Source organism: Pseudoalteromonas sp. Bsw20308 (assembly GCF_000310105.2).
Classification (GTDB): domain Bacteria; phylum Pseudomonadota; class Gammaproteobacteria; order Enterobacterales; family Alteromonadaceae; genus Pseudoalteromonas; species Pseudoalteromonas fuliginea.
Map to the genome: position 1 here is coordinate 385,326 of NZ_CP013138.1, position 12,891 is coordinate 398,216.

Annotated in this window: 6 protein-coding genes; all 6 read left to right on the forward strand. The window is 43.1% G+C overall.

The genetic code is table 11. The features are described 5' to 3' along the window. The first annotated feature begins 53 nt into the window (after positions 1 to 53). The 6 genes from rpoB (at position 54) to tuf (ending at position 12,885) form a co-directional block, all read left to right on the forward strand. Entirely contained in the window at positions 54 to 4,079 is a 4,026-nt protein-coding gene (gene rpoB, locus D172_RS01620; RefSeq protein WP_007378453.1) for a DNA-directed RNA polymerase subunit beta, read from the forward strand. A 104-nt stretch (positions 4,080 to 4,183) separates the two neighbouring features. After that, positions 4,184 to 8,359, forward strand: a complete 4,176-nt coding sequence (rpoC, locus tag D172_RS01625; RefSeq protein WP_007378454.1) for a DNA-directed RNA polymerase subunit beta' — start codon at positions 4,184 to 4,186, stop codon at positions 8,357 to 8,359. Positions 8,360 to 8,553: 194 nt separating this feature from the next. Then, a complete protein-coding gene (gene rpsL / locus D172_RS01630; protein ID WP_002958885.1) occupies positions 8,554 to 8,928 on the forward strand; it encodes a 30S ribosomal protein S12 in 375 nt (124 codons plus the stop codon). Between the two features lie 97 nt (positions 8,929 to 9,025). Further along, complete coding sequence (gene rpsG, locus D172_RS01635) at positions 9,026 to 9,496, forward strand: 30S ribosomal protein S7 (RefSeq protein ID WP_010555004.1); 471 nt, start codon at positions 9,026 to 9,028, stop codon at positions 9,494 to 9,496. Positions 9,497 to 9,523: 27 nt separating this feature from the next. Next, positions 9,524 to 11,638 carry an elongation factor G gene (gene fusA / locus D172_RS01640; protein WP_007378455.1) on the forward strand — a complete coding sequence of 705 codons (2,115 nt, stop codon included), beginning with the start codon at positions 9,524 to 9,526 and terminating at the stop codon, positions 11,636 to 11,638. 62 nt (positions 11,639 to 11,700) lie between these two features. Beyond that, positions 11,701 to 12,885: an elongation factor Tu gene (tuf, locus tag D172_RS01645; RefSeq protein WP_058230523.1), complete on the forward strand. Its 1,185-nt coding sequence runs from the start codon at positions 11,701 to 11,703 to the stop codon at positions 12,883 to 12,885. Positions 12,886 to 12,891 lie beyond the last annotated feature (6 nt).

Sequence of the window (12,891 nt, forward strand, 5' to 3'; positions counted from 1 at the left end):
GTCTGTTCTTACAAGAACAGGTCGGGTCAAAGATCAGCAAGCTGAGGAACCCCATGGCTTACTCTTATTCTGAAAAGAAACGTATCCGTAAGGATTTTGGTAAACGTCCACAAGTTTTGGATATACCTTTTTTACTGTCTACACAGTTAGAATCGTTTAAAAAATTCTTAGTGCCGGACGCTGATGGCGATCATGGTTTGGAAGCTGCCTTCCGTTCTGTGTTCCCTATTAAAAGCTACTCGGGAAATTCTGAGCTTCAATACGTAAGTTATCGTATTGGTGAGCCAGTTTTCGATGTAAAAGAATGTCAAATTCGCGGTGTGACTTATTCTGCTCCACTTCGCGTGAAACTGCGTCTTGTTGTTATGGACAAAGAAGCTCCAGGCACAGTTAAAGACATTAAAGAGCAAGAAGTTTACATGGGCGAAATTCCGCTCATGACCGATACCGGTACCTTTGTAATCAATGGTACAGAGCGTGTTATCGTTTCTCAGCTACACCGTAGCCCTGGTGTATTCTTTGATAACGACCGCGGTAAAACTCATTCATCAGGTAAAGTATTATATAACGCACGCGTTATTCCTTACCGTGGTTCATGGTTAGACTTCGAATTTGATGCAAAAGATAACTTATATGTACGTATTGACCGTCGTCGTAAATTACCGGCGTCTATCATCCTACGTGCACTTGAGTACTCTAGTGAAGAAATCCTAGAAATCTTCTTCGACAACACGACGTTTGAAGTAGCTGACGGTAAAGTTCTTATGGAACTTGTGCCTTCGCGTTTACGTGGTGAAACTGCCGCTTTTGATATCAAGAGCGAAGACGGTGAAGTATTTGTTGAAAGCGGTCGTCGTGTTACGGCTCGCCACATCAAGAGCATCGAGAAGAAAGGCATTAACCGCCTAGAAGTACCTCATGAGTACATTATTGGCCGTATTATAGCTAAAAACTACGTTGACGAGTCAACGGGTGAAGTTATAGCAAGCGCGAATGATGAACTAACTCTTGAGCTAATGGCTGAATTGGTTAAAGCTGGTTACACTAAAATTGATACGTTATATATCAATGAAGTGGACAGCGGTGCTTACATGTCAAATACATTGAATATTGACTCTTCAAGCAGCCGTTTAGAAGCACTAGTAGAAATTTATCGCATGATGCGCCCAGGCGAGCCACCGACGAAAGACGCGGCTGAAGCCTTATTCCAGAACTTATTCTTCTCTGAAGAACGTTATGACTTATCTACTGTAGGTCGTATGAAGTTCAATAGCCGTGTTGGTTACGATACAGACACAGGCCCAGGCACATTAAGCAAAGAAGACATCGTGTCTGTTATGAAAGTATTAATTGCTATTCGTAACGGTCAAGGCGATGTTGATGATATCGATCACTTAGGCAACCGTCGTATACGTAGTGTTGGCGAAATGGCTGAGAACCAATTCCGTGTTGGTCTAGTACGTGTAGAGCGTGCTGTACGTGAGCGTTTAAGCTTAGGTGACCTTGACGCAATAATGCCACAAGATCTTATTAACGCTAAGCCTATTTCGGCTGCTGTTAAAGAGTTCTTCGGCTCGTCTCAGTTATCACAGTTTATGGACCAAAATAACCCACTATCAGAAGTTACGCACAAACGTCGTATTTCTGCATTAGGTCCGGGCGGTCTAACTCGTGAACGTGCAGGCTTTGAAGTACGTGACGTTCACGTAACTCACTATGGTCGCGTATGTCCAATCGAGACTCCTGAGGGTCCAAACATCGGTCTAATTAACTCATTGTCTACGTACGCACGTACAAATGACTACGGTTTCTTAGAAACACCTTACCGTAAAGTGGTAGACGGTGTTGTAACTGATGAAGTTGATTACCTATCAGCCATTGAAGAAGGTCAGTTTGTTATCGCACAGGCGAATTCAAACTTAACTGAAACCAATGAGTTTGTAGATGAACTTATTCCATGTCGTCACAAAGGTGAATCTACCTTTATGGGTCGTATGGATCAGCAATATATGGATGTATCACCACAACAGGTGATCTCTGTAGCGGCAGCACTTATCCCGTTCCTAGAACACGATGATGCTAACCGTGCATTGATGGGTTCAAACATGCAACGTCAAGCAGTACCAACATTGAAAGCGGATAAGCCGTTAGTAGGTACAGGTATTGAGTTAACACTAGCGAAAGATTCTGGTGTTACTATCGTTGCAAAACGTGGTGGTGAAGTAATGTATGCTGACGCAAGTCGCATCGTTGTAAACGTACATGAAGAAGAACGCGTTCCTGGCGAAGCGGGCATCGACATCTACAACTTAACCAAATACACACGTTCTAACCAAAATACATGTATTAACCAAAAACCAACTTGTATGGTTGGCGAACCGGTTACTCGTGGTGACGTGTTAGCAGATGGTCCTTCGACTGACTTAGGTGACTTAGCCCTTGGTCAAAACCTTCGCGTGGCATTCATGCCATGGAACGGTTATAACTTCGAAGATTCAATCTTACTATCAGAGCGCGTAGTTGAAGAAGATCGTCTAACGACTATCCATATTCAAGAACTACAGTGTGTTGCCCGTGATACTAAATTAGGTCCTGAAGAGATCACTGCAGATATCCCGAATGTGGGTGAATCTGCACTAGGCAAGCTTGATGAATCAGGTGTTGTTTATATTGGTGCTGAAGTTAAAGGCGGCGATATTCTAGTAGGTAAAGTGACTCCTAAAGGCGAGACACAGCTGACACCTGAAGAGAAGCTTCTACGAGCTATCTTCGGCGAAAAAGCGTCTGACGTTAAAGACAGCTCTTTACGTGTACCAAATTCTGTAACTGGTACTGTAATTGACGTACAAGTCTTCACCCGTGATGGTGTTGAAAAAGACAAACGTGCGTTAGAAGTTGAAGATATGCAGCTTCGCGAAGCGAAGAAAGACTTCAACGAAGAGTTCCGTATTTTAGAAGCTGGCGTTTTAGGACGTGCTCGCAAGTTACTTGTTGATGCAGGCTTCGAAGAAGACAAACTAACGTCACTGAATGCTGAAAAACTACTTACTCAAAGCCTTGCACAAGAAGACAAGCAGGCTGAACTTGAGCAACTAGCTGCACAGTACGATGAGCTTAAAGCTGAATACGATAAAAAGTTTGAAAATAAACGTCGTAAAATTACCCAAGGTGATGACTTAGCACCAGGCGTACTTAAGATTGTTAAAGTATACCTTGCTGTTAAACGTCGTATTCAACCTGGTGATAAAATGGCGGGTCGTCATGGTAACAAAGGTGTTATCTCGACTATCGTACCAGTAGAAGATATGCCTTACGATGATAAAGGTCGTACGGTAGATATCGTATTGAATCCACTAGGTGTACCATCACGTATGAACATCGGTCAGATCCTTGAAACACATATGGGTCTAGCTGCACGTGGTATCGGTGAACGTATTGAAGAAATGATGAAAGAGCAACGTGAGCTTCATGAGCTACGTGAATTCATCAAGCAAGCCTACGAAATTGGTGAATCTCGCCAAGTAGTAGATATTGCTAGCTTCACTGATGACGAAATTCGTCGTCTAGCTGAAAACTTAAAAGGTGGTTTACCAATTGCGACTCCTGCATTTGATGGCGCGAAAGAAAGCGAAATCAAAGACATGCTTGAGCTTGGTGGATATCCTCGAAGTGGTCAGGTTACACTTTATGATGGCCGTACTGGCGATCAGTTTGAACGTCAAGTAACTGTAGGTTACATGTACATGCTTAAACTTAACCACTTGGTTGATGATAAGATGCACGCACGTTCTACTGGTTCTTACAGCCTTGTTACTCAGCAGCCGCTGGGTGGTAAAGCACAGTTCGGTGGCCAGCGTTTTGGTGAGATGGAAGTATGGGCACTTGAAGCTTACGGTGCTGCTTACACTCTACAAGAAATGCTAACAGTGAAATCGGATGACGTGAACGGTCGTACTAAGATGTATAAAAACATCGTTGATGGTAACCATAAAATGGAACCAGGTATGCCAGAATCGTTCAACGTATTGTTGAAAGAAATCCGCTCACTGGGTATCAACATCGAGTTGGAAGAAAATTAAGCCAATTAGGTGCTGCAGTTAACGCTGCAGCATCTGTTACGGCTGAATAGAATGTAGGGACGAGATTACCCGTCCTCAAGATTAACTCCGACAGGAGAGCTAAGGTGAAAGACTTACTTAAGTTTCTGAAGCAACAAAATAAGACCGAAGAATTCGATGCAATTCGCATTGGTCTTGCTTCACCAGACATGGTTCGTTCATGGTCATACGGTGAAGTAAAGAAACCTGAGACTATTAACTACCGTACTTTCAAGCCTGAGCGCGATGGCTTATTCTGTGCCCGTATTTTCGGCCCAGTGAAAGATTATGAGTGTTTATGTGGTAAATATAAACGCCTTAAACACCGTGGTGTGATCTGTGAGAAGTGTGGCGTTGAAGTTACACTAACTAAAGTGCGACGCGATCGTATGGGTCATATTGACCTTGCGAGCCCAGTTGCACATATATGGTTTTTAAAATCATTACCGTCACGTATTGGCTTAATGCTAGATATGACGCTTCGTGATATTGAACGTGTTCTTTACTTCGAATCATTCGTAGTGACTGAGCCTGGTATGACAACGCTTGAGCGTGGTCAACTATTAGGTGAAGAAGAATACCTAGATGCACTAGAAGAGCACGGTGATGAGTTTGAAGCGAAGATGGGTGCTGAAGCAGTTTTAGACTTGCTTCGTGAACTTGATCTTGCTCAATTAATTGCTGAGATGCGTGAAGAGTTACCAACAATTAACTCTGAAACTAAGCGTAAAAAAATCACTAAACGTCTTAAGTTAATGGAATCGTTCCACCAATCAGGTAATAACCCTGAGTGGATGATCATGACAGTACTTCCAGTATTGCCACCTGATCTACGTCCATTAGTACCATTAGACGGTGGTCGTTTTGCGACATCTGATCTAAATGACCTTTACCGTCGTGTTATTAACCGTAATAACCGTCTTAAACGTCTACTAGATTTAGCAGCACCAGACATTATTGTACGCAACGAAAAACGTATGTTACAAGAAGCGGTAGATGCGCTACTTGATAACGGTCGTCGTGGTCGTGCAATTACAGGTTCTAACAAACGTCCTCTTAAATCTCTTGCTGATATGATCAAGGGTAAGCAAGGTCGTTTCCGTCAGAACTTACTTGGTAAGCGTGTAGATTATTCAGGCCGTTCTGTAATTACAGTAGGTCCTACACTTAAGCTTCACCAATGTGGTCTTCCTAAGAAGATGGCACTTGAGCTATTCAAACCATTCATCTATGGCAAACTAGAGCGTCGCGGCATGGCTACGACGATCAAAGCAGCTAAGAAAATGGTAGAACGTGAAGTTCCGGAAGTATGGGATGTACTTGACGAAGTAATTCGTGAACATCCGGTATTACTTAACCGTGCACCAACACTTCACCGTTTGGGTATCCAAGCGTTTGAGCCTGTGCTTATCGAAGGTAAAGCGATTCATTTGCATCCATTAGTATGTGCGGCGTACAACGCCGATTTCGATGGTGACCAAATGGCGGTACACGTACCGTTAACAATCGAAGCGCAGCTTGAAGCTCGTGCATTGATGATGTCAACAAACAACATTCTATCTCCTGCGAATGGTGAGCCAATCATCGTTCCTTCACAGGATGTTGTATTGGGTCTTTATTACATGACTCGTGACCGCATTAACGCTAAAGGCGAAGGCGCGATATTTAAAGATCCAAAAGAAGCAGAAAAAGCATACCGCAGTGGCAATGCAGACCTTCACGCAATCGTGAAAGTACGTATTAGTCAATCAGTTAAAAACGAAGATGGTGTAGTAGAAGATACTATTACTGTTATCGATACAACTGTCGGTCGTGCAATTTTGTCTCTAATTTTACCAACTGGTATGCCGTTTGCGTCAATCAATCAGCCGCTTGGTAAAAAGCAGATTTCTAGCTTATTGAATGAGTGTTACCGTCGTCTAGGCCTTAAAGACACTGTTGTGTTTGCTGACCAAGTTATGTACACCGGTTTCCATTATGCAATGAAGTCAGGTGTTTCTATCGGTATTGATGACTTAGTTATCCCACCGGTTAAAGCACAGATAATTGAATCAGCTGAAGCTGAAGTTACTGAAATCAACCAACAATTCCAATCAGGTCTTGTAACGGCTGGTGAAAAGTACAACAAAGTTATCGATATCTGGTCACGTGTAAACGAAAACTTATCACGTGAAATGATGTCTAACTTGTCGAAAGACACGGTTATCAATGCAAAGGGTGAAGAAGTAGAGCAACCGTCATTTAACTCAGTGTTTATGATGGCCGACTCAGGTGCTCGTGGTAGTGCTGCACAGATTCGTCAGTTGGCGGGTATGCGTGGTCTAATGGCACGTCCAGATGGTTCAATCATCGAGACTCCAATCACAGCTAACTTCCGTGAAGGTCTAAACGTACTTCAGTACTTCATCTCAACGCATGGTGCGCGTAAAGGTCTTGCCGATACAGCACTTAAAACAGCAAACTCGGGTTACCTAACGCGTCGTCTAGTAGACGTTGCACAAGATTTGGTAATCAATGAAGATGACTGTGGCACAGAAGATGGCTTAACAATGAAACCGCTTATTGAAGGTGGTGATGTTGTAGAAGCACTTCGCGAACGTGTTTTAGGTCGTGTTGTTGCTGAAGATATTGTGATTCCAGGTACTAATACAGTACTTGTTGAGCGTAATGTCATGCTTGACGAAAAACTGTGTGATCTTTTAGAAGAGCATTCAGTAGATGAAGTTCGCGTACGTTCTGTTATCACTTGTGATAATGACTTTGGTGTTTGTGCTAACTGTTACGGTCGTGACCTAGCACGTGGTCATATCATCAACGCTGGTGAATCAGTAGGTGTTATCGCAGCACAGTCAATCGGTGAGCCAGGTACACAGCTTACGATGCGTACCTTCCACATCGGTGGTGCAGCATCTAGAGCGTCTGCAGAAAATAATGTACAAGTTAAAACTAACGGTACGTTAAAACTGCATAACTCTAAATATGTATTAAATACAGACGATAAGATTGTTATTACTTCGCGTTCAACGGAAATTACTATCATCGATAGTCATGGCCGTGAGAAAGAGCGTTATAAAGTACCTTACGGTGCGGTATTAACAGTTAAAGATAATGCAGAAGTTCAAGGTAACGACATCGTTGCTACTTGGGACCCGCATAGTCACCCAATCGTTCTTGAGCATAAATCAAAAGTATCGTTCAGCGATATTGATGACTCAAATACTGAAGCACAGACTGATGAACTAACTGGTTTAACCCGTGTAGTTGTTAAAGACCTTGCTAAAGTAAATACGAAAGAACCAAAGCTTATCATCGAAAGTGAAGAGCGCGGCTTGCAAGAAACACGTCTTCCTTCATTCACAACGATTGAAGTAATTGACGGCGTTACAGCAAACCCAGGTGACGTGTTAGCACGTATTCCGCAAGAAGGTTCGAAAACTCGTGATATCACGGGTGGTCTACCACGCGTAGCCGACTTATTTGAAGCTCGTAAGCCAAAAGATCCAGCTATATTAGCTGAAGTAACTGGTACAATTAGCTTCGGTAAAGAGACTAAAGGTAAGAAGCGTTTAGTTATTACTCCACCAGAAGGTGATCATTACGAAGAAATGATTCACAAGTGGCGTCAACTTAACGTGTTTGAAGGTGAGCAAGTGTCTAAAGGTGAAGTTATCGCCGATGGTCCTGAATCACCACATGACATCTTACGCTTACGTGGTGTGACTCATGTTGCTAACTACATCGTTAACGAAGTGCAAGAGGTTTACCGTTTGCAAGGCGTTAAGATCAATGACAAGCACATTGAAACAATTATCCGTCAAATGTTACGTAAATGTACCATTATACACGGTGGTGATACTGACTTCTTAGCTGGTGAACAAATCGAAGTGGCGCGCGTTAATATCGCAAACCGTGACCTTGAAAAACAAGGTAAGATCCCAGCTAAGTTTGAAATCCAATTAATGGGTATCACAAAAGCATCACTAGCAACAGAATCTTTCATCTCTGCAGCGTCTTTCCAAGAGACAACACGTGTTCTTACAGATGCGGCAGTGAATGGTAAGAGCGATGAGCTTCGCGGTCTTAAAGAAAACGTAATTGTGGGTCGTTTGATCCCAGCCGGTACCGGTTTTGCGTATCATCAAGAACGTATGGCTCGCCGTAAACAAAGCAAAGTAGTCGTAGAAGAGCAAACAGTAAGTGCAGAAGAGGCAACTCAAGCACTTACAGACGCTCTAAATGCTGATTTGTCTGGAAATCAATAAACTGTTCTTAATCAATAGATTAAGTAATCGTAAGGCAGTTATATGCTGTCTTGCGATTAGTTTAGGTTGACAGGTTAAACTTTGCTCATTAAAATTCCGCCACCCATTTACTTGTGTGCTTAATGCAGGCTCGTAAATAAAGGGCGGATTTTTTATTTTTTTCAGTAGTAATTTTAATTTCAGGAGCTATTTAAATGGCAACTATTAACCAGCTAGTGCGTAAGCCACGCCGTAGCAAGGTTACGAAAAGTAACTCAGCTGCACTAAAAGCGTGTCCGCAAAAGCGCGGTGTATGTACTCGCGTATATACAACTACACCTAAGAAACCAAACTCGGCGTTACGTAAAGTAGCACGTGTACGTTTAACTAACGGTTTCGAAGTAACTTCATACATTGGCGGTGAAGGTCATAACCTTCAAGAGCATAGTGTAATCCTAATCCGTGGTGGTCGTGTTAAAGATTTACCAGGTGTGCGTTTTCACACTGTTCGTGGTGCACTTGACTGTGCAGGCGTTAGCGATCGTCGTCAAGCTCGTTCTAAATACGGTGCAAAACGCCCTAAAGGGTAATTGTATTCCGTTAGTAAGGCCAAGCACTAAATATTTATAATTATTGTTTTGGGTGATTGACTCGAAAGAGCAAACCTGAATAAACCGGAGATACAAAATGCCTAGAAGACGCGTAATCGGTCAACGTAAAATTCTTCCAGATCCTAAGTTCGGATCGGAACTTCTTGCTAAATTCGTTAACATCGTGATGTTAGACGGCAAGAAATCTACTGCTGAAAAAATTGTTTATGGTGCGCTAGACGTGGCTGCTGAGAAATCAGGCAAGTCGCACCTAGAAATCTTTGAAACTGCACTTGATAATATCCGCCCACAGGTAGAGGTTAAATCTCGCCGTGTTGGTGGTTCAACTTATCAAGTACCAGTTGAAGTACGTCCAGTTCGTCGTAACGCATTAGGTATGCGTTGGTTAGTAGACGCTGCACGTAAGCGTGGCGAAAAATCTATGGGCTTACGTTTAGCTCAAGAAATCGTTGACGCTTCTGATAATAAAGGCACTGCGGTTAAGAAACGTGAAGACGTTCACCGTATGGCTGAAGCGAATAAAGCATTCGCTCATTACCGTTGGTAATCTGTCTTTAACCTTTAAGAGGATCATATGGCACGTACAACTCCACTTGAGCGCTATCGTAATATAGGTATTGTTGCTCACGTAGATGCAGGCAAAACCACCACAACAGAACGTGTTCTGTTCTACACGGGTCTTTCTCATAAGATCGGTGAAGTACATGATGGCGCTGCAACTATGGATTGGATGGAGCAGGAACAAGAGCGTGGTATCACAATCACTTCTGCTGCAACAACGTGTTTTTGGAAAGGGATGGATGCTCAATTTGACGCCCATCGTATCAATATTATTGATACTCCAGGACACGTAGATTTCACTATCGAAGTAGAGCGTTCTTTACGCGTACTAGATGGTGCGGTAGTTGTTCTTTGTGCTTCATCTGGTGTACAGCCGCAAACTGAGACAGTTTGGCGTCAAGCGAACAAATACGAAGTTCCGAGAATGATCTTCGTAAATAAAATGGATCGCACGGGCGCTGACTTCTTAGCTGTGGTTAGCCAGGTGAAATCTCGTCTTGGAGCAACGCCTGTTCCAATTCAGTTGCCTGTAGGCGCTGAGGACGACTTTAAAGGTGTTATTGACCTTATAAAAATGAAAGTGATTAACTGGAACGAAGCGGACCAGGGTATGACTTTCTCTTATGAGGCAATACCGGCAGAACTTCTGGAATTGGCTGAAGAATGGCGCTCTCATTTAGTTGAAAGCGCTGCTGAAGCCTCAGAAGAACTAATGGATAAATACTTAGAAGGTGAAGAGTTAAGTGAAGCAGAAATTAAAAATGCTTTACGTCAACGAACATTAGCTAATGAGATTGTTCCAGTTACTTGTGGTAGCGCATTTAAAAACAAAGGCGTTCAAGCTGTGCTTGATGGCGTTGTTGAATATATGCCGTCACCAGAACAAGTGAAACAAATCCAAGGTATCTTAGAAAATGGTACTGAGGAAGAGCGTCCGGCTAATGATAAAGCGCCGTTTGCTGCACTCGCTTTTAAGATTGCAACAGACCCGTTTGTTGGGACTTTGACCTTTTTCCGTGTTTACTCTGGTACTGTTAAACAGGGTGACACGGTATATAATCCAGTAAAAAGTAAGCGTGAGCGACTTGGCCGTATCGTACAGATGCATTCAAACTCTCGTGAAGAGATCAAAGAAGTTTTCGCAGGCGACATCGCGGCAGCTATTGGTCTTAAAGACGTAACAACAGGTGAAACACTGTGTGATCCGAATTCTATTATTACGCTTGAGCGTATGGAATTCCCTGAACCAGTAATCTCTATTGCGGTTGAGCCTCGCACTATAGCTGACCAAGATAAGATGGGTATCGCGCTAGGAAAACTAGCTGCTGAAGACCCTTCTTTTCGCGTACAAACTGACGAAGAATCAGGCCAGGTTATAATCTCTGGCATGGGTGAACTTCACCTAGATATCATCGTCGACCGTATGAAACGTGAATTCAGTGTTGAATGTAACGTTGGTAAGCCGCAGGTCTCATACCGAGAAGCTATTCGTTCAACTGTTGAAGTTGAAGGGAAGTTTATACGTCAGTCAGGTGGTCGTGGCCAATATGGACACGTTTGGATTAAACTTGAACCGATGGATATCACGGATGATGAGTCACCAATTTACGAGTTCGTTAACGAAACCGTAGGTGGCTCTGTTCCTAAAGAGTTCGTCCCTGCGGTAGACAAAGGTATCCAAGAGCAAATGTCTCAAGGTGTACTGGCAGGCTACCCATTACTTGGCGTTAAAGCGACTTTATATGATGGTTCATTCCATGATGTAGATTCGAATGAAATGGCATTTAAAATAGCAGGTTCACTGGCAATGAGAGATGGGGCGCTTAAAGCTAACCCTGTACTTTTAGAACCAGTAATGAAGGTTGAAGTACTCACTCCTGATTCAAATATGGGTGATGTAGTTGGCGACTTAAACCGTCGTCGCGGCATAATCGAAGGCATGGAAGATGCATTAGGTGGGCTTAAGCAAATTAATGCGCAAGTTCCTCTTTCTGAAATGTTTGGTTATGCGACTGCTTTACGATCTGCAACTCAGGGCCGTGCCTCATACTCTATGGAGTTTGTGAAGTACGCTGAAGCCTCTAAAAATGTTGCAGATACAATAATTTCAGCTCGCGCTGTTATATAATTTTAGCTTGTCTGGCTCAATAGTGAGTCAGGCTTTAATTTCTTTATTAGGAATTTTTTAAGATGGCAAAAGAAAAGTTTGAACGCGTAAAACCGCACGTAAACGTTGGTACAATCGGCCACGTTGACCACGGTAAAACTACACTAACTGCAGCAATCACTAACGTACTTGCAAAAGTATACGGCGGTGTTGCTAAAGATTTCGCATCAATCGACAACGCTCCTGAAGAGCGCGAACGTGGTATCACTATTTCAACGTCTCACGTTGAATACGATACTCCTACACGTCACTACGCACACGTAGATTGTCCTGGTCACGCCGATTATGTTAAAAACATGATCACTGGTGCTGCTCAAATGGATGGCGCGATCTTAGTAGTTGCTGCGACAGATGGCCCTATGCCACAAACACGTGAGCACATCCTTCTTTCTCGTCAAGTTGGCGTTCCTTACATCATCGTGTTCATGAACAAATGTGACATGGTAGATGACGAAGAGCTACTTGAACTAGTAGAAATGGAAGTCCGTGAACTTCTTTCTGAATACGATTTCCCAGGTGATGACTTACCTCTAATCGCTGGTTCTGCGCTTAAAGCGTTAGAAGGCGAGAAAGAGTGGGAAGATAAGATTGTTGAGCTTGCAAACGCACTTGATTCTTACATCCCAGAGCCAGAGCGTGACATCGATAAGCCTTTCATCATGCCTATCGAAGACGTATTCTCAATCCAGGGTCGTGGTACTGTTGTAACTGGTCGTGTTGAAGCTGGTATCATCAACGTAAATGACGAAGTTGAAATCGTTGGTATCAAAGAGACTACTAAGTCTACTTGTACTGGTGTTGAAATGTTCCGTAAGCTTCTTGACGAAGGTCGTGCTGGTGAGAACATTGGTGCACTTCTACGTGGTACTAAGCGTGAAGACGTTGAACGTGGTCAAGTACTAGCTAAGCCTGGTTCAATCAACCCACATACTACATTCACTTCAGAAGTATACGTACTTTCTAAAGATGAAGGTGGTCGTCATACTCCATTCTTCAAAGGTTACCGTCCACAGTTCTACTTCCGTACAACTGACGTAACTGGTGACGTACAGTTACCAGAAGGCGTAGAAATGGTAATGCCTGGTGATAACATCAAGATGACAGTAACTCTAATCGCACCAATCGCGATGGATGAAGGTCTTCGTTTTGCTATCCGTGAAGGTGGCCGTACTGTAGGTGCTGGTGTTGTAGCAACTATCGTAGCGTAATAATTA